This window comes from Rhizobium sp. SG_E_25_P2 (genome assembly GCF_029892285.1).
In the GTDB taxonomy this organism is placed as follows: Bacteria; Pseudomonadota; Alphaproteobacteria; order Rhizobiales; family Rhizobiaceae; genus Rhizobium_E.
The window spans coordinates 1-22,060 of record NZ_JARXVM010000030.1 but is presented as its reverse complement, the minus strand read 5'-3'; the positions used below and the strand labels follow the sequence as shown (position 1 = coordinate 22,060).

At 62.6% G+C, this 22,060-nt stretch carries 22 protein-coding genes; 9 read left to right on the top strand and 13 right to left on the bottom strand.

Going from position 1 to position 22,060, the window contains the following annotated elements; genetic code table 11:
• Window positions 1-189: 189 nt before the first annotated feature.
• Complete coding sequence (gene corA / locus M2360_RS26425; protein ID WP_280778377.1) at window positions 190-1,206, bottom strand: magnesium/cobalt transporter CorA; 1,017 nt, start codon at window positions 1,204-1,206, stop codon at window positions 190-192.
• Between the two features lie 161 nt (window positions 1,207-1,367).
• On the opposite strand from corA, the gene M2360_RS26420 reads away from it, so the two are divergent.
• Window positions 1,368-1,817, top strand: a complete 450-nt coding sequence (locus M2360_RS26420; protein ID WP_280778376.1) for a MazG nucleotide pyrophosphohydrolase domain-containing protein — start codon at window positions 1,368-1,370, stop codon at window positions 1,815-1,817.
• A 37-nt stretch (window positions 1,818-1,854) separates the two neighbouring features.
• Here the strand turns inward: M2360_RS26420 and M2360_RS26415 are convergent, their stop codons facing one another.
• Window positions 1,855-2,391: a TetR/AcrR family transcriptional regulator gene (locus M2360_RS26415; protein WP_280778375.1), complete on the bottom strand. Its 537-nt coding sequence runs from the start codon at window positions 2,389-2,391 to the stop codon at window positions 1,855-1,857.
• 90 nt (window positions 2,392-2,481) lie between these two features.
• On the opposite strand from M2360_RS26415, the gene M2360_RS26410 reads away from it, so the two are divergent.
• Window positions 2,482-2,988 carry a cysteine hydrolase family protein gene (locus M2360_RS26410; RefSeq protein ID WP_280778374.1) on the top strand — a complete coding sequence of 169 codons (507 nt, stop codon included), beginning with the start codon at window positions 2,482-2,484 and terminating at the stop codon, window positions 2,986-2,988.
• A 2-nt stretch (window positions 2,989-2,990) separates the two neighbouring features.
• A complete protein-coding gene (locus M2360_RS26405) occupies window positions 2,991-3,374 on the top strand; it encodes an ACT domain-containing protein (protein ID WP_280778373.1) in 384 nt (127 codons plus the stop codon).
• 30 nt (window positions 3,375-3,404) lie between these two features.
• Here the strand turns inward: M2360_RS26405 and M2360_RS26400 are convergent, their stop codons facing one another.
• On the bottom strand, window positions 3,405-4,229 hold the full coding sequence (locus M2360_RS26400; protein ID WP_280778372.1) for an acyltransferase: 825 nt from the start codon (window positions 4,227-4,229) through the stop codon (window positions 3,405-3,407).
• Between the two features lie 30 nt (window positions 4,230-4,259).
• Here M2360_RS26400 and M2360_RS26395 point away from each other — a divergent pair, with 30 nt between their 5' ends.
• On the top strand, window positions 4,260-4,484 hold the full coding sequence (locus M2360_RS26395; protein WP_280778370.1) for a hypothetical protein: 225 nt from the start codon (window positions 4,260-4,262) through the stop codon (window positions 4,482-4,484).
• Entirely contained in the window at window positions 4,477-5,271 is a 795-nt protein-coding gene (locus tag M2360_RS26390; protein ID WP_280778368.1) for an ion transporter, read from the top strand. The genes M2360_RS26395 and M2360_RS26390 overlap by 8 nt, the downstream gene beginning before the upstream one ends.
• Window positions 5,272-5,362: 91 nt before the next feature.
• Here M2360_RS26390 and M2360_RS26385 read toward each other — a convergent pair whose 3' ends face one another.
• The 4 genes from M2360_RS26385 to M2360_RS26370 form a co-directional block, all read right to left on the bottom strand.
• Window positions 5,363-7,138, bottom strand: a complete 1,776-nt coding sequence (locus tag M2360_RS26385; protein WP_280778405.1) for a methyl-accepting chemotaxis protein — start codon at window positions 7,136-7,138, stop codon at window positions 5,363-5,365.
• 854 nt (window positions 7,139-7,992) lie between these two features.
• A complete protein-coding gene (locus M2360_RS26380) occupies window positions 7,993-12,180 on the bottom strand; it encodes a calcium-binding protein (RefSeq protein WP_280778367.1) in 4,188 nt (1,395 codons plus the stop codon).
• Window positions 12,181-12,649: 469 nt separating this feature from the next.
• Window positions 12,650-13,192: a DUF1254 domain-containing protein gene (locus M2360_RS26375; protein WP_280778366.1), complete on the bottom strand. Its 543-nt coding sequence runs from the start codon at window positions 13,190-13,192 to the stop codon at window positions 12,650-12,652.
• On the bottom strand, window positions 13,189-13,770 hold the full coding sequence (locus M2360_RS26370) for a DUF1214 domain-containing protein (protein WP_280778365.1): 582 nt from the start codon (window positions 13,768-13,770) through the stop codon (window positions 13,189-13,191). Before M2360_RS26370 ends, M2360_RS26375 begins: the two co-directional genes overlap by 4 nt.
• A 196-nt stretch (window positions 13,771-13,966) precedes the next feature.
• Between M2360_RS26370 and M2360_RS26365 the strand changes: the two genes are divergently transcribed.
• A complete protein-coding gene (locus M2360_RS26365) occupies window positions 13,967-15,463 on the top strand; it encodes a pyruvate kinase (protein ID WP_280778364.1) in 1,497 nt (498 codons plus the stop codon).
• A 4-nt stretch (window positions 15,464-15,467) separates the two neighbouring features.
• On the opposite strand, the gene M2360_RS26360 is transcribed toward M2360_RS26365, so the two are convergent.
• On the bottom strand, window positions 15,468-16,343 hold the full coding sequence (locus tag M2360_RS26360; RefSeq protein ID WP_280778363.1) for a hypothetical protein: 876 nt from the start codon (window positions 16,341-16,343) through the stop codon (window positions 15,468-15,470).
• 151 nt (window positions 16,344-16,494) lie between these two features.
• Between M2360_RS26360 and M2360_RS26355 the strand changes: the two genes are divergently transcribed.
• Window positions 16,495-17,781 carry a hypothetical protein gene (locus M2360_RS26355; RefSeq protein WP_280778362.1) on the top strand — a complete coding sequence of 429 codons (1,287 nt, stop codon included), beginning with the start codon at window positions 16,495-16,497 and terminating at the stop codon, window positions 17,779-17,781.
• 9 nt (window positions 17,782-17,790) lie between these two features.
• Here the strand turns inward: M2360_RS26355 and M2360_RS26350 are convergent, their stop codons facing one another.
• Window positions 17,791-18,459 (bottom strand): hypothetical protein, encoded by a 669-nt coding sequence (locus tag M2360_RS26350; RefSeq protein WP_280778361.1) that lies wholly within the window; start codon window positions 18,457-18,459, stop codon window positions 17,791-17,793.
• A 181-nt stretch (window positions 18,460-18,640) separates the two neighbouring features.
• Between M2360_RS26350 and M2360_RS26345 the strand changes: the two genes are divergently transcribed.
• Window positions 18,641-19,126: a hypothetical protein gene (locus M2360_RS26345; RefSeq protein WP_280778360.1), complete on the top strand. Its 486-nt coding sequence runs from the start codon at window positions 18,641-18,643 to the stop codon at window positions 19,124-19,126.
• 201 nt (window positions 19,127-19,327) lie between these two features.
• On the opposite strand, the gene M2360_RS26340 is transcribed toward M2360_RS26345, so the two are convergent.
• From M2360_RS26340 to M2360_RS26325, 4 genes are all read right to left on the bottom strand, one after another.
• Complete coding sequence (locus tag M2360_RS26340; protein ID WP_280778358.1) at window positions 19,328-20,011, bottom strand: hypothetical protein; 684 nt, start codon at window positions 20,009-20,011, stop codon at window positions 19,328-19,330.
• Between the two features lie 13 nt (window positions 20,012-20,024).
• Window positions 20,025-20,210, bottom strand: coding sequence for a hypothetical protein (locus tag M2360_RS26335; RefSeq protein WP_280778357.1), 186 nt, complete (start codon window positions 20,208-20,210; stop codon window positions 20,025-20,027).
• 2 nt (window positions 20,211-20,212) lie between these two features.
• Window positions 20,213-20,857, bottom strand: coding sequence for a hypothetical protein (locus M2360_RS26330; RefSeq protein WP_280778356.1), 645 nt, complete (start codon window positions 20,855-20,857; stop codon window positions 20,213-20,215).
• 168 nt (window positions 20,858-21,025) lie between these two features.
• Entirely contained in the window at window positions 21,026-21,811 is a 786-nt protein-coding gene (locus M2360_RS26325; protein ID WP_280778355.1) for a hypothetical protein, read from the bottom strand.
• A gap of 38 nt (window positions 21,812-21,849) precedes the next feature.
• Between M2360_RS26325 and M2360_RS26320 the strand changes: the two genes are divergently transcribed.
• Window positions 21,850-22,060: hypothetical protein (locus M2360_RS26320; RefSeq protein WP_280778354.1), on the top strand; the 211-nt coding region annotated here is incomplete at its 3' end.

The window sequence follows — 22,060 nt, the reverse complement described above, 5'->3', positions numbered from 1 at the left end:
TGATACGGTCATGAACTCAATTTGACGCGTCTGCCCTCAATCGGGAAAGGGCGCGTCCTTGCAGTGGCTAGTGAGATATGATTCTCATCTAGCAACCGCTTCATGATAGGCGGACTGCTACTTTTACGAAACTCCTAAAAGCCCATTTGGTTGTATTTGAGCAATGCTTCATCTTTCGACGAGGCCCCCTCACAACCACCCCCGCCGCTTGAAATACAGAAACGGCAGCGCCGCGGACGCGATCATCAGCATGATCGCCCAGGGATAGCCGAGGCTCCATTGCAGCTCCGGCATCAGCTGGAAATTCATGCCATAGACCGAGGCCACCAGCGTCGGCGGCAAAAACACCACCGAGGCGACGGTAAAGATCTTGATGATCTGGTTCTGCTCGAGATTGATCAGTCCCAGTGTGGCGTCGAGCAGGAAGTTGATCTTGCCGGACAGAAAAGCGGCGTGGTCGCCGAGCGAGGTGGCGTCGCGGCCGAGCAGCTTGATCATCTGGCGGGCTTCCTTGCCGCTTTTGCGGCCGGGATTTTCGGTGGCGGCGTGATAGGCGACGAGCCGCGTCATCGACACCAGGCTTTCGCGGATGCCGGAGAGAAAATCGCCCTTCTGCCCCAACTGCTCGATCAGCGACTGCAGGTCCTGCTGCTTCTTGTTGGAGCGCGCCGCTTTCGCCCGGAAGATGTTGCGCGAAATGCCGTCGATCTCGTTGCCGATCCGCTCCAGCACGTCGGCCATGCGGTCGACCATCGCCTCGATCAGGCCGAGCATCACCAGTTCGGCGTTCTGAAAGCTCTGGCCATTGCCGCGCACGGCGCGGGCGGCGAAGGCGGCGAAGGGCCGGCTTTCGCCATAGCGCAGCGTCGCCAGCGCGCCATCGGTGAGAATGAAAGTCACCGCCGTCTTCATCGGCTCATCGCCATCAAGATTGGTCAGCGCCGTCATGGTCATGAATTCCGCGCCGTTCTCCTGGTAGAGACGGGCGGACAGCTCGATATCCTCCATTTCGTCGCGGCTCGGCAGTGTCACGCCGAGCGAGGCTTCGACATGCCGGCTCTCGGCCGGCGAGGGATCGACGAGATCATACCAGATCACGGCCGGCTGGGTCTCTGCAGCGAGGATGGTTTCAGGGGAGGGCGCGGCGTCGGCGGTCAGAGCTGCGGCGCGCAGGCGGTCATCCGCCCGGAAATAGGTCCTGAGCATTGTCTTCTCCTTCGGGCGCGTTTAGCGCCGTCGGGAGCGGTCCCGTCAGCGCGCGCGCGAGTTATGCGATGTCGACAATCGACTGTCGGGGTCCATGACGAGGGTTCCTTTGAGACTGACGGACTGCGCCGTCGAGGCTGAAATGCGCTCGAACAGGGCTGATGTCAAGGGCGCGCGCGGCGCGCGGCAATGGCGCGGCCGCCGCTGTCACACGCCAGCAACATTGGCGGCGCAACTCAGCGGCGCTGATGATGATGGCGAAGGAGAAACCCGTCATGACCGATGCGTTGATGAAAGCGGCGGGCCTGCGCGAGCTGCAGGCCTATGTCGCGAAGTTGGAGGTCGAGCGCGGCTTTTCGCATCAGTCGGCGGTGGAGAAATGCCTGCTGCTTGGCGAGGAAGTCGGCGAATTGTTCAAGGCGGTGCGCAAGCAGGAAGGGATGCCGATCGAGCCCGGCGGCGTGATGCTGTCGATCGGCGGCGAACTCGCCGATCTGCTGATTTACCTCTGCGCCATCGCCAATCGCTACGACATCGATCTCGACCAGGCGTTTCGCGACAAGGAGCGGCTGAACGCCACGCGCCGTTGGATCGCGTCTGCGCCGGCCTGACCTCGGCCGGACGGGATCTTGCCGGGGATCGCAGGTCTCAGCCGGGGGCCAGCAGTTCCACCAACAGCCGGACCGCGTCTTCGGCGCGCGCGGCGGCGGGAGCGCCGTTGAGGCGGAGGTCGGCCAGGCCATGGACCAGCCCCCAGGCCATGAGCGCTGCGGCCTCTGGCTTATCAGGGGCAAGCGCCGCGGCGCGTCGGGCGAGCGCGTCATAGGCCGCCTTGCGAGCCGGGCTGTCGCGATCGGCGGCGTTTTGCGCGCGCTGGAACATCAGCCGAAAGACGGCGGGCTGCGCCTCGGCGAAAGCCAGATAGGCGAGGCCCTGCGCCGTCAGCGCGGCGCGGCCCTCCGCCGTGGCGTCCGCTGCCTCAAGCGCCGCCGACAGCCGCGTGAAACCCGCCTCCGCCACCGCGTCCATGAGCGCCGCCTTGTCCTTGAAATGGCGATAGGGCGCCATGGCGGAAACGCCGGCCCGGCGGGCGACTTCGCGCAGGCTCGGCTCGGCGTCGCCGCGTTCGAGCAGGGCGGTGGCCTCGGCCAGCAGGCTTGTCCTGAGATCCTGTTTCGGTGTCATCTATGTTTACACTGTAAGCAAGTTGGCGTAAGTATGCAGTGTAAACCGTTCCTCCCGCTGCGCAAGTCGCCCTGTCCGCAAAGGTCCGCCATGAAACAAGCCCTGCTGATCGTCGATGTCCAACCCTCGTTCATTCCGCCCGCCTGGCAGGTCAAGGCGATCGGCGACCTCGCGCCCGGCTATCTGAGCGTCGCCACCGTCGAGCGGCATGACGAGACGGTGACGCCGTTCGAGGCGCAACTGGGCTGGAAGCCGGCCCCGAACGACAATCCGCTGATCAACACCGACCGCGTCTTCGTCAAACACGGCTATTGCCCGCCCGCCGAGATGATCGCTTATTTTCGCGAGGAGGGCGTCGAACAGGTCCTCGTCTGCGGCATCCAGGCCGAAACTTGCGTGCTGGCGGCGGGTTTCATGCTGTTCGACGCGGGCTTGCGTCCGACCCTGTTGAAATGGCTTTGCGTCGGCTCTTCGCTTGACGTGTCCGGCGAACTCGGCGCGAAACTCTGGTCGCATCATTTCGGCGCGGCGTCGGTGCTGACCAGCCCTTATCAATTGGGGCCGGTGAAAAAGCCGGCGAGAAAGAAGAGCGCCTGACCATGCCTTCCGTGACGCTCAAGCTGCTCGACGGCGATTACGTCGTCTCCCGCCTGTCGCCGACGGCTGCCATCCCCGCCTGGGCGGATGGCGAGGGGTTCGTCAGCATATCGAGATCGGACGAGGAATTGTCGATCCTCTGCCGCGCCGAACGGGTTCCCGCTGATATCCGGCAGGATGGCGGCTGGGCCTGCCTGAAACTTCAGGGGCCCTTCGCCTTCGATGAGACGGGCGTCGTGTTGTCGGTCGTCGCGCCGCTGTCGAATGCGGGGCTGGGCGTGTTCGTCGTCTCCACCTTCGATGGCGACCATCTGCTGGTCAAGCGCGCCGCCATAGACCCGGCGAAGGCGCAGCTGTTGGCGGCGGGGCATCATTGGATGGAGTGATGGGATAGACCCCTGGCGCATATGTGAACATCACTTGAGATTTTCCCCCGACGCGACCTGCCCGGTTCCATCGATTTGGCCCATCAGCAGGGTGCGCGTCTCCTCGATCGACGGGCGATGCCCCATCCAGGCGCGGGTCCAGGACACGCCTTTGCGCAGAATTTTCGCGGGAACGCCGACCGCCAGCGATGTCGGCGGGATGTCGGAGGCGACCAGCGCGCGCGCCCCGATGATCGATCCGTCGCCGACCGAGACGCCGCGCGTGAACAGCGCGTCCTGGCCGATCCACACATGCCGTCCGATCCTCATATCCGTGGGGTCGTTGATCACGTCCCCCGTCTCCATGTCGAAGAGCGTGTGCTGGTCGTAATTGATCATGTGGATGCTCCAGGACAGCATGCAATCCGGCCCGAAAGACATGATCCGGTCCTCGCCGAACAAGGCGAGGGTCGAGTTCACGCTGGTGAAATCCGACCCCAGATGCAGCAATGAGCGGTTGCCCTTGATCAAGGCCGTGACGCGATTATGCGACTGCCGATCGCTGACGCCGGCAAGGCAGATGAGATTGTCTTTGCCCTGCACGGTGAGCCGAAGCGAAATCGGCTTGCTGCGGCCGAGAACCACATGGCAGTCGGAAGCCTGGGCGAATTCGAGTTGGATATCGAGCGCCCTTTGATCCTTTTCGAGAGTGATCGAATTTCCGGACCCAGCCCCAACAATTTTCACACCGTAGTCTTGCAGTGTCGCGCTGTTCTTCTCATCAAGATCTATCGTGATCGCGTGTGTGAACACCGGAATATCCGCAGTCGACTGTTTGTGCGCCGCTCGTTGTCTGAGTTCGTCCATTCTATACATTCGGTCTCCATTTTCGGTGAAGGTAGCAACATGGACGATACTGTCAATAGTGGGCGCGCAACCTCGCGCCGCGCCGCAGCGGCTGCATCGAATATCCCGCCCGTGAAGCCGCTTCACGCCAAGGGCAGGCGCATGCGCCGGTCGGCGGGCGTGGAACGTGCAATCGTGCGGCAGGCCAGGCTGGAAGGGGGGCTTGACGGAGACCAGGGCATCGGCAATTCCTGCCGGCTGAAACCAGGGGTCGTTAATGCGTGAAAAACTGATCGGTATCTTGACGTCGGAGCGCTGGGAGCGGTTCGTCGTCGGTCTCATCCTCCTCAATTCCGTCACGCTGGGGTTGGAGACAAATCCGGCGGCGATGGCGGCGGCCGGGCCGCTGCTGCATGGGCTGGATCAGCTGATCCTGGCGCTGTTTGCGCTGGAAATCCTGATGCGGCTCTACGCCTTCCGGCTGGGCTTTTTCCGCGATCCCTGGAGCCTGTTTGATTTCGGCATCGTCGCCATCGCGCTCATTCCGGCCACCGGGCCGTTCCAGGTGTTGCGCGCGCTGCGCATCCTGCGGCTGCTCAGACTGATCTCGGTCGTGCCGTCGCTCAGGCGGGTGATCGGCGGGCTGATTGCGGCGCTGCCCGGCATGGGCTCGATCATCGTGCTGATGGTGCTGTTGTTCTATGTGTCGGCGGTGATGGCCACCAATCTCTATGGCGCGACATTCCCCGATTGGTTCGGCGGTCTCGGCGCCTCGCTCTATTCGCTGTTCCAGATCATGACGCTGGAAAGCTGGTCGATGGGCATCGTACGGCCGGTGATGGAGCAGCACCCCAACGCCTGGCTGTTCTTCGTGCCCTTCATCCTGCTCAGCACCTATTCGGTGCTCAATCTGTTCATCGGGGTGATCGTCTCGGCCATGCAGGACCAGAATGCCGACACCGACGCCGAGCTGAAGACGATCCATGTCGACAATGCCGAATTGCTGCGCGAGATCAGGGCGCTGCGCGACGAGATCGCCGCACTCCGGACCGAACGTTCCGGCCCCGCTTGACAGCGGGCGGCGGTGAACAAAGCTGAAATTTCAAAGGCCGGCGACTTTTGTTCGCCGGCCTTTGTCTGTCTGTTCCGGGAAGCTGGGCGCCTCAGAATTCGTCCCATTTTTCCGCTGTGGCCCCGCCGCCCACGCTGCGGGCGACTTTGGCGGTCAGCGCCCGGGCCGGGGAGGCGACGGGACGGGAGGCGCGCGAGGCGGCGCGGGGGGCGGCCATAGCCGAGCCCGACAGTTTGAAGCGTGAAATCAGCGAGCGCAGACGTTCGGTCTCGCTGGCCAGCGTGGCGCTGGAGGCGTTGGATTCCTCCACCATGGCGGCGTTCTGCTGGGTGGTCTGGTCCATCTGGTTGACAGCGGTGTTGACCTCGGACAGGCCGACCGATTGCTCGCGCGAAGCGATGGCGATGGCGTTCATATGCGTGTTGACCGTGACGATATTGGTCTCGATGGTCTTCAGGGCCTCGCCGGTCTCGCTGACCAGCCGCACGCCGGTTTTCACCTCTTCAGACGAGTTGCGGATCAGATCCTTGATCTCCTTGGCGGCTTGCGCCGAGCGCTGGGCGAGTTCGCGCACTTCCTGGGCGACGACCGCGAAACCCTTGCCGGCGTCGCCTGCGCGGGCCGCTTCGACGCCGGCGTTCAAGGCGAGCAGATTGGTCTGGAAGGCGATTTCGTCGATCACGCCGATAATGTTGGAGATCTGGTTGGACGAGGCTTCGATGCGGGCCATGGCGCCGACGGCGTCGGCCACCACCTTGCCGGAGCGGGCGGCGCTGTCATTGGCTTCGCCGGCGGCGTGGCGGGCTTCCTCGGCGCGCTTGGAGGAATTGGTGACATTGGCGGTGATCTCGTCAAGCGCGGCGGCGGTTTCCTCCAGCGAGGCGGCCTGCTGTTCGGTGCGGCGGGCGAGGTCATTGGCGTTGCGCGAGATTTCCTGCGTGCCGCCGTCGATTTCGGATGTCGATTGCGCCACCGCGCCCAGCGTGTCGGACAGTTGCTTGAGCGCATTGTTGAGATTGATGCGCAGGCTTTCGAAATCCGGGGCGAAAGGTTTGGTGATCTCGAAGGAGATGTCGCCACCGGCCAGCCGGCCCAGGCCTTCGCCGATCTCGTCGACGGCGCGGACGCGTTCGGTAACGTCGGTGGCGAATTTCACCACCTTCACCACCCGTCCCTGGGCGTCGGCAATGGGATTATAGGAGGCGTTGATCACCACCTTCTTGCCGCCTTTGCCCACCCGGGTGAATTCGGCGATCTGCGCTTCGCCGCGGCGCAGCGCATTCCAGAATTCTGTATAAGCGGGCGTGGCGGCGTAATCCTTGTCGACGAACAGGCTGTGGTTTTGGCCGGCGATTTCGTCCAGCCGGTAGCCGAGCGCGTCGCAGAAATTCTGGTTGGCGCAGACGACCTTGCCGTCTGCGGTGAATTCGATGATCGCCTGCACGCGGCTCAGCGCTGTCATCTGGTTGTTGTAATCGAGGTTGAGCAGACGCTCCCTGGCGTTGGCCCATTCCACCACGAAGCCGAAGGTCTTGCCATTGTCGACCAACGGCGTGACCTTCAGGTCGAAAGCGTGCTTGCCGACCCAGATCGTGGCGTTGTGCGGCTTTTTCAGCGCCGACAGCATGTTGCGCTGATGGCTGGGGTTTTTGTGAAAGATGTCGATGGACGAGCCGATCAGCGTCGACATCGCAAAGCGCGGCAATTCCTTCTTGAGGTCGCTTTCGGCCTCCTGCAACAGGTCGCGCACGCTGTCATTCATATAGGTGATGTTGAGCTGGGCGTCGGCCAGCATGACATTGGCGCCGAGCGCATCAAGCGCGGCGAGCTTGGCCTTGCCGTGTTTTGCAAACAATCCGTCGAGCATCGAATTCCCCACTTTCACGCGCGCCCCCGCGCGCCAGCCCGATTCAGAGCAATGAAGACATCGCCCCAGGCCTCTGTTTCAACTGCATATCCCGTCGTGAAAGCCCGCAGCTTGGACGGGACATGACACTCACTGCGCGCCGCTTCGGTCGGCGCGAGGCGTCGGCGTCCGCCATGGTTGAAATGGGCCGACTACGCGCCTTTCGCATTTCGGATCATGTCGCTGGAAAACCTTACAAAGTCTTCGTTTATGAACAGTGTATTTTGAATAGCTAAAATTACAGTGGGAAAACTGAGACACGCTCAAATGTCCGACCTTGCGTCAGCCGCGCCGAGGTCTCGCCTCCGGCCATCGCGTGATGCGCGGCGCTGCGGCAGGCCTGCCGTGAAGGCAAGGAGCCTGTCCGACAGACCCCATTCGGCCGGACAGGCTCACGGCGCCCCTAAGCACGGCGCGTCTCGTCGATCAGCAGATGGAGGAGCGCGAAACCGCGCAGGATAGGAAAAAGAATGAAAAGGCTTAGGTCATCCAAACGGCGTGATGAAAAGGCCTTCATGAACCCGTATTGCGCACGGCATCGGCGCATATGCATAAGCTTGTATAAATAAGTCGTTCGCTGCAAGGTCAAGAATAAATTACGCGTGATTCATCGTTTGCGCAACAAAAAATATAGCCCAAAAACTGATCATTATTGGGAGTGTTAAGCAGATCGAAAGGTTGTAGCCCTTGCTCAAGGCGATTTTTTCAACAATTGCCTGTTTCGCGCCCATTCCGGTTGAGGTCGATCTCTTGTCTCTGGTCAAACGCCGCCCCGGTTCGCGGGGCGGCGTTTGCGATTGGTTGCTGATCCGCTCTCAGAGCAGGAAGTCGCTCTTGCCGAGATCGCCGATGTCGACGCCCTTGAGTGTGATGGTCTCGCCCGGCTCGAACTCGATGACGGTATTCTGTCCGTCCTCGTCCATCATCGCCTTCAGGGTCTTGAAGCTGGCAATGTCGAAATAGGAGAGATCGATGACGTCATGGGCCGAACCGGAGGCGGTGAAATCGGTGACGATTTCCTTATGGCCGCCGTTTTCCTTGATGAACACGAAGGTGTCCGCGCCGCTTCCTCCGGACATAACGTCATCGCCGGCTCCGCCGGTCAGCGTATCATTGCCGGCGCCTGCGGAGAGAATATCGTCGCTGGTGCCGCCATAGAGCTTGTCCTTGCCGGCGCCGCCATAGAGCTTGTCCACCCCCTTGCCGCCATCCAGCGTGTCATTGCCGGCGTCGCCATAGAGTTGGTCCTTGCCGGCCCCGCCGCCCAACGTGTCGTTGCCCGCGCCGCCGACGAGCCTGTCGTCGTCCTCGCCGCCGTCGAGACTGTCGTCGCCTTCGCCGCCATTCAACGTGTCGTTGCCCGCCGCGCCATACAGCGTGTCGTCGCCGCCGAGACCGGACAGGACGTCATCGGAGGCCAGACCGAAGATCCGCTCGCCGGAACTGGTGCCGGTGAGCGTGTCGGCCTTCGGCGTGCCGACAATGTCGTCGCCGGCTTCGGCTGTGGCGGTGAAGGTGACGGTCAGTTCAGAAGACGCGGTCGTTTCTCCGTCGGTGGCCGTGTAGGTCACCTTGACCACCGCCGTGTCGGAGCCGTCGATATCGGCGCCGGTATAGGAGACCGACAATGTGCCGTCGTCATTGAGCGTCACGACGCCGTCGCCCGACGAGATCACCGCAGCGGTGACGTCGATGTCGAAACCGTCGGTGACGGTGTCGTTGGCCGTCACATCCACCTCGGCGGCGGCGTGTTCGGTGACGGTGGTGGCGTCGCTCGCCGACTGGAGGGCGGCGTATTCGACGACCGTGTCGCCATCATTGAAAGTGATACCGGCGGCAGTGAATGCGGCGATCTGGGCCGCGCTCAGCAACACGCGGTCCGGGTCGAGATCGACCACGTCGACGCCCGCCTCTCCGAGCGCCGCGATATCGGTGACGCTCAGCGCCTTGATGTCGTCGGGCGCTGCCTCGAGTTCGATGATGTCGACGCCGCCGGCGTCCAGCGTCTCGGCCGTTTCCGCCGCCAGAGCCTGGGCTTCGGCCAAGCTCACGGTGGCGACGATCGTGTTGCTGTCGACGAAGGTGAAGCCGGCGTCGATCAGGTCGCCCGCCTGGGTTAGGGTAAAGACGCCGCTGCCGCCCGTGACATTCAATGTTGCGCCGTCAAGCGGAGCGAGGGCTTCGGGCGAAAGGCTCGAGAGTGTGGCGAGTTCGGCGGCGGAGTCCGAGATCTCCAAAGCGTTGACGCCGATGGTTTCGCCTTTTTCGACGATGGAGGCGTCGAAGTCTGTCGCTTCGGCCACGCTGATCGACAGCGCCAGCGAAGCGGTGGAATAGATGCTCAGTCCATTGTCCACCAGGGCGTTGACCTGGTCGATCGACACGCTGGCGTATTCTTCGACGAAGAACGCATCGATTTTTACCGAGGCAAGGTCGGCGATGCTGTCCGTCGTCAAGCCGGAGATATCCTCGGCGCTCACCGTCATGCGCACCACGGAGGCGTCGTCATAAGCGAAGGCCAGGCCCTTGACCGCCATTTCGCGCACGACGTCGCCATCGATATTGGTCGAGCCGCCGGTGAAGGTGATGGTCTGGACGCCGAAATCGGCGAGACTGTCGATATCGTCGGCGGTCAGCGTGTCGAGACCTTCCGAGCCGTCGGCGATCACGACGGAGTCACCCTCGGAGAAAGCCGCGCCGAGATCCGACAAGGCGCGCCATTCGGAGACGGTCAGCGTCACCTCGCCGTCGTCGGACACGTCGAACATGTCGACGAATGTCGCGTCGCCTTCGACATAGGCGGCGATGAAGGCGTCGAGGTCGGCGGCTGTTCCCGACACCGTGATCGCGTCGCCGTCCGCAAAGGTGACGCCGGCGTCGATCAGGGTCTGCGCGCCCGTGGTGGACAGAGTGGCGGCGTCGTCGGTGAGATCGAAGACATCGGCGCCGATGCCGGTGAGGGCGGAGATGGCGGTGGCGTCGAGTTCGGCGAGATCCGTTGAAGCCAGCTGCACCGTGACCATATCGCCGTCTGCGAAGGAGATTTCCGCACTCACATAGGCGTTGGCCTGGTCAAGGCTCAGTGTCGCCGCGTCGTCGGTGGCGTCCATGGCGGTGACGCCCATTGCTCCGAGTTTGGCGATGTCGCTGTCGCTGAAATCATCGAGCGCTCCGCCTTCGGCCGACACCGTCACCGAGGCGGCCTCCAGGATCGTCAATCCGCTGATGCCTATCAGCGAAGTCGCGAGATCGGTGGACAGCGTGACGTCGCCGGCGTCGGTGACATAGATCGTCTTGACGCCCAGTTCGATCAGGTCGGCGACGTCGGACTGCGAGAGGTTGTCGATCGTCGCGGCCGGCTCGCTCAGGCTGGGGGCTTCGATGCCAATTTCGAATGTCTGTGTATAGACGCCGTCGGAAGAGCCCCAGGCGACGACGATGTCGCCATTGTCGAGTTCGACGAGGTTGACGCCGTAATCCTCGCCATTTCCATAGCCCCAATCCGTCGCCGAATGCGTGAGTGACGACGGCATCGCGCCGCCGATCGCATTGCCGTCTTCGTCATAGACCTGAACCGTGGGTATCCAGGTCCCGGATGTGAGAGAATACCAGGCGACGGCATAGCCGCCATTGCTCAGTGCCAACACGGACGGATAAATGTCATAGGTGTTGGAGCCGCTGCTGACCTGGAATTCTGAGGTGACCGTCGTGCCATCGGCTGCGAATTGCTTGCAGAAAATCTCATAATTGGAGGAGTTGTCATAGGACATCCAGGTCGACACGAAACCGCCATTTGCGAGCGGGGTGACGTCTGACCAGTACTGGTAGCCTTCTGTCGTGTCGTTGACCCGGGTTTCGCCGAGCACAACGCTGCCGCTATTGTCGTAAACCTTGGTGTAAACGCCATAGCTCGAGCCGTCCTGCCCCTCGGACGACCAGGTTACGGAGAAGCCGCCCTCCGCGAGCGCGATGACGCGCGGGAGATATTGCGCGCTGGTCGTATATTCGTTGACGCGTGTTTCGCCGAGGATCTCGGCGCCATCCGCCGAATAGATCTTCATATAGACGCCTTCGCCGCTGCTGTCCTGACCGTAGGAGGTCCAGACGATCGCGAAGGAGCCGTTTTCCAACGGCGTCACTTTCTGATTGTATTGACTGTTGTTTGTATAATCGTTGACCTTCGTCTCGCCGAGCACCTCGGCGCCGGACGCATCGAGGATTTTCATGTAGACGCCGTAACTGGAGCCGTCCTTGGTGTAGTCCGCCCAGCTCACCACGAGGTTTCCGTCGGGCAGAACGCTGACATCGTTATACGAGTAGGAATATTGCGACGACGCATCGGCGACCGTCACGACCAAATCGCTGACGCCGTCGGCGGTATACGTCCCCAGTTTGATCTCGTTTGTCGTATAATCGGTCCAGACGATGGCGAAACCACCATCGGCCAGCGCCGCCGTTTCGGCCGACGCCCAACCGCCATTCGAGGACGTGCTGGATATGACGGTCGGTTCGCCGGCAACCGAGCCGTCCGAATTCAGGATCTCGAAATAGTTGACATATCCGGTTTCCGACGAGTCGTAGGACGCCCAGGTGATGACATAGCCGCCGCCTGTCAGGGCGGTCACATTCGAGTCATAGGTCGATGATGTGGTTGCGACCTTGGTGTCGCTGTCCGACGTCCAGGAATATTCGCCGGAACTGTAGCCCGCGCCGATATCGGCGGCGGCAAGCGCATTGACCTGGGCGAGGCTCAGCGTCAGGGCGCTGTCGGTCGCCTTGATCAGCGACACGCCCAAGGTCGAGATCTTGGCGATGCCCTCATCGTCGATCAGCTCAAGGTTGGCGGCGGTGTCGGCGACGGTGAGCACGTCTCCTTCGTCGAAGCTGACGCCTGCGTCGGCGAGCGAGATCGCCTGTTCCAACGTGATCGAGGCCTCGTCGTCCGGCAGATCGACGGAATTGCCGGAACCGAGAAGGGTGAGGATTTCACTATAGGTCGTCATGGGTTTTTCCTATGCGCAGGTGCTCGCGCCGCGTCTGTTGAAAGACCGGCTTGCCAAGAATTGTTATGTTGGGGAGCGCGAGCGGCAGTCATCGCCGCAACGAAGCAAGGCGGCTTAGGCATCGCGCTTGCACGCGGCCATAGCCAAGCTGTCGGCGAAACATGATGTCGCGCCGTTGACGGAAATGATTTTCCGGAGTCTGTTCACCGGGCCTGAAGGGAGCGTTTGTCGGCCGCCTCAAACATCAGTAATTCGTTCGATGGCTTTATTAGCGATGCCGACTCTTAAGGGTTTCTTATAAAAGGACTCCAGAATTTATGTTTGGCCTGATCATTTTTGGTGGTATCAGAAGATGTGCCAAAATAGTTTATACAAGTCTCAAAAGTTTATTGCGCATTAACTTTGAGTTTAAAAAAATCATATGATAGCAATGGTTTGGCTGGTCGAAGGGCTTGCTTTGCCCTCCAGCTCAGGCGCCTTCGCAGGTCGCGCCGTCGAGAAAGTCTCGCGCCGCCTGTTCCTGGCTCGGCGTCGGAACCAGCGCGCGGATAACGACATAGCCTTCCGGCCTGGGCATTTCGATCAGCACATTGTCGGCGACCGCGTCGGGATTGTCGCGGCGGATGCGGGCCAGTTGTTCGGGCGAGCCGATGATGGCGTCCAGCCCGCCGCCGGCCTGCGAACGGTCGTTCATCGAGAAGATCTCGTTGGAATCGGAATCAAACACGGCAAACGACCAGAACACCGGCCCCGCCGGCGCCGTCAGCCTGACCGGCCGCTGCGCCACCGACACCAGGCAGGCGGCCACGCGCAGGAAGGGATCGCCGTTGGAAAAGCCCATGGCGTCGGGTTTCGCCCTGAACCGCACGAAGCGCTGGTCGGCGTCATAGGCCGTCAGCTTGGTATAGGCGTCGATGCCGGTGAAGGCGGGCAGGGCCAGGACGATGATGACATGCAGCAGCGCCGCCCCCACCACGCCGACCAGAAGCGAAAACAGCGAGGCGCGGATCATGGGCAGCTCACTTTCGCGACCTTGGGCATGACCACGTCGATCAGGCCGGAAGAGCCGGCCGCCGGCGTGTCGAACAGCGTCAGCGCCAGCCGGTAGGGCCGGTCGGCGGGGGCAGCCAGCCAGTTGCCCGGCTGCGCCCGGGCCGAGACGAGGATGTCGAAGCCGCCATCGGCGCGCCGGAGCGCCGTCGCCGAATTCAGCGCGCCCGGCAGGGCCGCATCCGCCGCGATCGGCTCGCCCTTGGCGTCGGCGGGATAGAGCGTCCAGAAGCGCGCCGGCGGCGTCTGGCCGGTGATGCGATAGGTGCAGGCGGGAGAAAGCCCCTGGCCGCTATCGTCGCTGTCGGCGGTGAAGGTCAGGCCCTCGGCCGCGCCATAGAGCAGCCTTCCGGCGCGGGCGCGGTGCGAGCGGGCGTAAGGATCGGCATCCGCCGTCTGCGCTTCGGGAAAGGCCTTCCAGGCGCCGATGCGGATGGCGCCGAAACCGGAGGAGGCGTCGAGCATCATCACCGTCGAGCCGATGCCGAGGCCGAAAGCGGCGAGGAGCGCGAGCGCGACGAGGAAGGGCAGGCGAAACATCGACGGCGGGCGATCCTGTGAACTACTTCCGCGAGGGTTAACACTGATTCCGGGGCAAGCAAATGGCGAAGCTGGAAAATCCGGTTGCGCGCGTCATCATGCGCCGGCTTTTTCGTCCCGGCCGGTTGATCCCTGTCATGGGCGCATCATCGGGCATAGCTAGTATGCCGGCCAAAGCCACGAGGACAAACAAGCCATGGACGCCCAGGTCGATATCGCCCCCAAAGACATTGCTCCCGAAGACATTGAAAACGCCGCCCTTCTCGACGAGATCAAGGCTGTCAGGCGCGAAGCGGCTGAGGCCGCCCCCGGTCTTATCGCCGCATTCGGCCTCGATCCCGCCGCCGCAAAGCCGGAACTGTTCAATCTCGCCGCCTATCTCGCCATTCGCCATCGCGATCTCCGGCCGCTGCAGCGCCAATTGATGGCGCGCGGCCTCTCCTCGCTCGGGCGCATGGAAAGCCGGGTGCTGCCGACGCTGGACGCGGTGGCGCATGCGCTTGCCGCGCTTTCAGGCGGTTTGACCGAACACGCCGCGCCGTCTGAAGAGGAGTTCTTTTCCGGCGAAGCCAGGCTGATCGAGGCGACCGACCTGCTGTTCGGCGCGCCGCGATCCTATCGGCGCGGCCGCATCATGGTCACCATGCCCAGTGAGGCGGCTGGCGACGCCGATTTCGTGCTGGCGCTGGCCAAAGCCGGCATGGATGTCGCCCGCATCAATTGCGCCCATGACGGCCCCGATGTCTGGCGCGCCATCGCCGACCATGTCCGCGCTGCGGCCCAGAGCCTTGGCCGCGACATTCCCGTGCTGATGGACATCGCCGGCCCGAAGATCCGGGTGGAGACGGTGGTGTCCGAGAAGAAAGCCGGAAAACTCGCTCCCGGCGATCTCTTCCGCCTGACCATCGATGCGCCCGAGATCGACGGCCGCGCCCGCTTCGCCGCCTCGGTGTCGCTGCCCGACATCGTCACCCGGCTCGAAGTCGGCCATCGCGTCCGCTATGACGACGGCAAGCTCGAAGCGGTGGTGGAGGAGAAGCGCGACGGCGAAGTCTTGCTGCGCGTCGTCAAGGCCAAGGCCGGCGGCGCCAAGCTGAAGGCGGAAAAGGGCGTCAACCTGCCCGACACCGCGCTGGGTCTGTCGCCGCTGACCGCCAAGGACGAAAGCGATCTCAGCACCGTGATCGGCATCGCCGACATGATCGGCTATTCCTTTGTCAGCCGTCCCGACGATCTCGACCTGTTCGAGGACGCGCTCATCCGCGCCGGCGAGCCGGCCCGGCCGCTCGCGCTGATCGCCAAGATCGAGCAGCCGGAGGCGGTGCGCAATCTGCCGGCGCTGATCGCCCGGGCCCGCCGGCCCCTCGGCGTGATGATCGCCCGCGGCGATCTCGCCGCCGAAATCGGCTTCGAGCGGCTTGCGGAAATGCAGGAGGAGATCCTGTGGATCTGCGAGGCGGCGGCCACCCCGGTGATCTGGGCCACCCAGGTGCTGGAGGATCTGGTCAAGGACGGCGTGCCCTCGCGCGGCGAAATGACCGACGCCGCCATGGCCGCCCGCGCCGAATGCGTGATGCTCAACAAGGGCCCCGCCGTGGTCGAGGCCGTCGGCCTGATCGACCGGCTGTTCACCCGCATGGACGATCACGTTTTCAAGAAAACCCCGACGCTGAGGGCGCTGACCTCCTGGTGAGGGATCAGGCGGAGCCGGAAAGCGCCGCCTCCACCGCCAGATCGAGCGCCGCGAATTTCAGCGCCTGCCAGCCGGCGTAACTGGCCATGAAGTCGCCCGAGACGGCGACGCCGCCGTCGAGGGGCGACATCAGCCCTTTCGCCTCCGCCGACTGGAACAGCCGGTGCACGGTGGAGCGGCCGATACCGTAGCGACGTTCGACGCCGCTGCGGCTGAGGCCCGTGACGATATAGCGCTCGCCATCCGGCTCGGCGGTCGCCGCCAGATGTTCGGCGATCAGGAAACCGTGGCGGGCGTCCAGAAACAGCGCCACATCCTCGGGCGGATCGCGCCAGCCGCCTGGCAGGGTCAGCCCGGCCAGCAGGCCGCGATGAATGGCGGGAAAGCGGTCTGGTTGGGAGGTGAAGCGCAATGCGCGGTCGCCGCCGTCCAGCCCATCCAGAGCCTGGCAATGCAGCGCCACCCAGCCGCGCGTCGAGCCGTGAATATGGTCGGGAATGTGAAGCAAGGTCACCCGTCCGTCGTCGCCATGCTCACTTTTGCCGAGCAGTCCATAGCCGGCCATCGCATCGAGCGTCTGCTGCACCGTGTTGCGGCTGAGAATGTCAGCCGCTTGCGCATCCTCGATCACCTGCGCGGCGCAGAAGGGGCGGAAGGCCCCGGGCGCGACCGATTTGAGATAGGCGCCGTAGATCAGCCCGGTCAGCAGCCATTTCTGGTGATTGCCGATCAGCCGCACCAAAGCCGGGTGCTGGTCATACATGGCCAGCAGCCCTTGCGCGCCGGCCCGGGCCACGGCGAGAAAGCCGGGATGGGCGGCGAGCGCCTGGCTGCGGGCGCGCAGCGTGTCCGGCTGCAGACTGCGGTTCATCTGGTCCATCTCGCCTCTCGCCGTCCGGTCCGCCCAGAATTGGGACGGATGCCCCCATTTTTGGGCTTTGAAGCCCGCTGAGTTTTCAATTTAGTGTTTGTTAATCCGATGGCAAGCGGCCTGTCGTCTTGCCGTCCAGCAAATTCACCGGAGCTGATCCATGGCCATCACCGTCCTCACCGCCAATTCCACCACCGCCGTCAGTCTCACGCGCAGTTCCGACACGCTGGTGGTCGCCGCCGGCATATCGCTGATCACGTCTTTCGACGCGGTGGAGCTTGCCGGCGCCTTTGTCGGGCGCAATGTGCTGATCGACGGACGGATCGTGTCGGGCGGCGACGATGGCGTCTCGCTGGGCTCCTTCGACGAGTTCACCTTCGACCCGATCTTCAGTTCCGGCGACGACATCATGATCAGCGCTGGCGGGGGCATCCTGGCGGCGGATAACGGCGTCATTGGCAACGCCAATGTCCTCAAGCTCACAAATGCCGGCGCCATCACCGGCGCTGGCGGCGTCAATGTGGCGGGAACCGGCAACACCGTCGTCAACAGCGGCGTGATCACCGGCGCCTCCTTCGGGGTAGCCCTGTTCGGCGATGAGGGCGCGGTGGCCAACAGCGGCGAAATCGCCTCGGGCGGCGTCGCCGTCCAGCTGTCGGGCGCAGGCCTGTCGCTGAACAATTCCGGCGTGATCGCGGTGGACAGCGGCGTGGCGGCGCAGATCTCGGGCGAGACCGACGCGATCGCCCGCATCGTCAATTCCGGAACGATCCAGGGCTCGATCACCGAAACCTTGGGCAATGCGACGATGATCAACACCGGCGTCATCACCGGCGATGTCGATCTGGGCGCCGGTAATGACACGCTGAAGCTTCTCGCCGGCGTGGTCGGCGGCGATGCGACCACCGGGGCCGGCGACGATTTCATCTTTATGGGGGCCGTCGATATCGAGGTCTCGGGCGGCGAGGGGACCGATACGCTCTCCGTCATCCGCAATACCGCCCTCGGCCTCGATATCGAGAACCTGACCCTGCGCGGCGGCGACGCGCTCAAGGGCGTCGGCAACAGCGCCGCCAATCTCATCACCGGCAATCGCGGCGACAACACGTTGAAAGGTCTCGCCGGCGCCGACACGCTGAATGGCGGCCGCGGCGACGATCTGTTGATCGGCGGCTCGGCGAAAGACGGCGCGCGCGACACTTTCATCTTCAGCCTCGACTGCGGCGCCGACAGGATCCGCGGCTTTCAGATCTCGGGGACGGGCGACGACCGCATCGATCTCAGCGATTTCGCCGAGAACGAAGCCTTCGACAGTTTCGTCGATCTCAACACCAATTCCATGCGCCAGAGCGGCAAGAATGTGATCATCGACCTGCCCGGCGACGACCAGGTGACGATCGAAAACGTCAAGCTCGCCGACTTCAAGGCGAGCGATTTCATCTTCTGAGGCAGCGCTCTACGGCTTCACCGCCAGCCAGATCATGTGCTTCGCCCCCGATTTGCCGGTGGCGCGTACGATCTTCTCCTCGGTCTGAAATCCCGCCTGCGTGAGCCTGCGGGTAAAGCCGGGATCGCGGCCCGAGGACCAGACGGCGAGCACGCCGCCTTTCGTCAGCGCCGCCTTGGCGAGCCCCAGTCCGCGGGCATTGTAAAGCGCGTCATTGGCGGTGCGGCTGAGGCCATCCGGGCCGTTGTCAACATCGAGCAGGATGGCGTCATAGGCTTTGCCGCCCGAAATCACCGCGCCGACATCGCCCAGCGTAATCGTCACCCGGGGATCATCGAGCGCGCCCTGATGCAGCGCCGCCATCGGCCCGCGCGCCCAGTCGACCACTTCCGGCACGAGCTCCGCCACCTCGACCTTCGCCTCCGGCCCCAACCGCCCGAGCGCGGCGCGCAGCGTAAACCCCATGCCGAGCCCGCCGATCAGCACTTTGGGCTTGGGCCGCCCAGTGAGCTTGTCGAGCGACAGCGTCGCAAGCGCCTCTTCCGAGCCATAGAGCCGGCTGTTCATCAGCTCATTGGCCCCGAGCATGATCGAAAACTCCGTCCCCCGCTGCTTGAGCCGCAACGTCTCGCCGCCGCCGGGGATCTCGGCCGTATCCAGGGTGATCCAGGGGAGCATGGTCTAGGCCTCCGGGGCGGGGGAAAGGGGAGCGGGCTGGATAGAGCGAATGCGGGGCGGGGGCAAGGGGGAGGGAGGCGGGCGAAAAGGTTCGAGTGGTGTTGAGGCTCGGCCGGTTGTCCTTGTTGTCTCGATCATCGCAACGTTGTATGATCCTTTTCGTCAACGCCGAGATCGCCCGATGTCTGAAGATTTTGAGTTTCAGAAGCGCCTGATCCACCAGTTCTCTGCCGTTCTCGACGGCATGAAGACGCTGAACAGCAATATTTCCGAAAACATCAGCGCCATCGGGCGCTTCGAGTCGGAATTCACCAAACTGTCGCGCCAGAACACGCAAGTGCGGAGCGATGTGCTCGAGATGAAATCGGAACACACCAGGACTCGGTCGGAGATCGCACAATTCCGGTCGGATTTCGCGCAGTTTCAGACGGATATCACGCATCGTTTCGAGGCGCTCGTGCACCGTCTGGAGGCGCTTCTTCACCGCATGGAGGAAATCGAAAACACAATCGACGGCAATTCGGAGCATATCCGCGAGATGCGCATCGAGCTCCGCAGCCAATACAATGATATTCTGACTGCGCTGCAGGGCGGTCTTCAGAACACGATCGCGCTCAGCGATCTGACCGAGCGGGTCGAAGCGCTGGAGCGCCGGGCGGGGATGTGAGGCGCCGCTGGCGCCAAGAAGCCAACCCGACGAGGCGTCGTTGATTGCGTTGAGACTCAACAGGTCCGTGCCCCGGTATGAAATCAGCGTCTGGCCGTTCGATTGACAGGCGAGCCTCTGCAAGACCGCCAATGCCGGCGCCATAGCCTCGGTTTTAGCCATCCATTGAAAGGTTGATCACAAACAATTCTGGAGAAACGGTCATTTGAAAAGCTCTGTTGAGAAGTCGCCAGACGTAATCATGTATAGTTCTGGGTCGGGCTGTTGGCTTACGAGGCCATTCTCGGGCCTACCTTTCAGACTAGGACGGGTACGTCCTACTGTTTCCAACCACCCCAACACCGCCTCCACTTTGCCCTTCGTCACCGGTTCGTCGGTGATGGTCATGGTGATGGCGTCGAGCCTGTAGCCCGCGCCAAAGCTGGCTGCGAGATCGGCGGGATCGACGCGGCGCACGCTGGCGGGGTCGTTGATGTCGCCGAAGGTGACGAGCAGCGGATATTGATCGGGGGTGAGGGTTTGGACTTTGCCGATGCTGGCGGCCATGACCGGCCCGACGGATGCCGGCGATTGATGGGGAAAAAACACATCCCAGGCTCGCGGCGTGTCTGTCAGCAGGGCGAAGAGATACTTTTGGGGAGCGATCTCCAGCGCCACGGCCTCGCCGGAAAGCCAGATGCTGCTTCCCCCGGCGTCGCCGGGAACCACCCAATCCGGCAGCGATTTTTCAAAGGACAGTTTCTGGACCGCCGACGCGCTCCTCACGCCGGCAGGCGTGGCGACTGAAAGGGTGATTTTCTGATGCGCGGCAAACCGGGTCCCGGACAGATAGAGCAGTCCGAGGAGAGCGATAATCCCAATGATGAAGCCGAGTGCTGTTCTCATCTTTAGCGCCCCTTTACGCTTTCAAGATCACGCGCCACGGGCGATCCCGCCAGACGAATCCGAGCCCAAGAATGATATCACTGTCTGGCCGTTCGATTGACAGACGAGCCTCTGCAAGACCGCCAATGCCAGCGCCATAGCCTCGGTTGCAGCCATCCATTGAATAGTTGATCACAAACAATTCTGGAGAAGCGATCATTACTATCTCCGAATAAAATCGCCGTGGGATACTTTTCTAGAAAATGGAATATCGGTGGTTCTGCCCGTAGCGGGACTAAGTTTGGGTTCGGGGTATTCGCCCAACCACCCCAGCACCGCCTCCACTTTGCCCTCCGTCACGGGTTCGTCGGTTATGGTCATAGTCATAGCTTCGAGCCTGTAGCCCGCGCCGAAGCTGGCGGCGAGATTCTGGGGATCGACGCGGCGCACGCTTGCGGGGTCGTTGATGTCGGCGAAGGTGACCAGCAGCGGGTATTGATCGGGCCTGAGGCTGCGGGTCTGGCCGATCATAGAGGGAATCTGTGCAATCGCCTCTTCACGCGGCGCGTCCGGCAGGAAAACCGACGGCGCGGAAGGCAGGTTCAATAACGCAAACAGGTATTTTCCGGGCGCCAATTCCAGAACCGCAGCTTCGCCGGTGATCTTGTAGGTAACGCCTTTCCCCTCAGGCGGAACCCACATGCCCAGTGTGTTCGTCATCAGCGCCGACACCACGCTCGACGCTGCTTTGGGACCGTCCGGCGTCTGCACCATCACGCTGATCTTCTGACGCCACTCAAGATGCTTTGCGCAGCCAGACAGCGCCGACAAGAGCGATATGGCCAAAACCGCAAACAATCGTTTCATCGCGTTCCTTTCATGAAAGCCGCCGGGAGGGCTGCCTTGCCCAATCCGTCAGGCAGCCCGTAACGACGTAACGTTCCGTCCTCGATCAAGGCAAGTAATCTCTGTTGTATGCGTCCACGGAAAGCATAGCCATGAACGGATCTGGATCGATTGCTATAGGATTTTCCTCTACTTCGGGATGTTGTTGAGTGACCAAAAGTCCAGAGGGGTAAGCGTGTCATAGCCCCTTGGGCTGGAATTCGGATACCGGAGTGAAATCATGCGATGTTTGGAATCCACGTATTTCGTCCACCACCCCAGCACCGCCTCCACCTTGCCCTCCGTCAACGGCTCGTCTGTGATGGTGATGGTGATGCCCTCCAGCCGGTAGCCCGCGCCGAAGCTGGCGGCGAGATTTGCGGGATCGACGCGGCGCACGCTGGCGGGGTCGTTGATGTCGCCGAAGGTGACCAGCAGCGGGTATTGATCAGGCGTGAGGCTGCGGGTTTCGCCGAAATGACCGTTCACCTCCTCCGCCGCCGGCAGCAGGGAGTCGGTCGCATAAGGTGTCTGCTTCGGGAACTTGTCCTTGCCGAACACTCTGAGCGCCAGGCTGTCCGAATTCGTCATCAACGCGAACAGATGGCGATTGCCGGGCAACTCCATCACCACGGCCTCGCCGCTCGAATGATGATAGACATGCGGGGGATCGGGCAGGATGTCCGGGCTGTCTCCCCAGGTCACCGCCATCACCGAGGAGCCGCTGACCTTTCCCTGCGGCGTGCTGACGGTCACCTCGATCTTCTGTCGCCAGGAATAGATGGGATAGAAAAAACGCCAGAGGACGGTCAGAATCGCAACGACGAAAACCGCCTTCGCCAGCCTGCGCAGCCAGTGTCGCGCCAGCGCTCGCCAGTCCGCGCCTGGCCCTTTTTGGGCTGGTCTTACGGGATCGAGTTGAGGATAGAGGCTCATCGGGCTTCGGCGGTCCTGCGGCTGAAAAGGGAAACGTGATGGCAATGGCAGTCGCAGATGCTATAGCGCGTTTTGCAACCTGCGGCGGCGAAACTCTGCGGGAGGGTGAAGCGGGCGTTAGCAAAGGTCTTGCGCAAGTAATGCATCTGCATTACCTCAGACCGCTGACAAACCCGCCGTTTTTCCCGGCGGGTTTTCGCGTTTTTTGGTCTGCTCGTTCAGGTGGTGTTTTCGGGGATGGGATGAGGC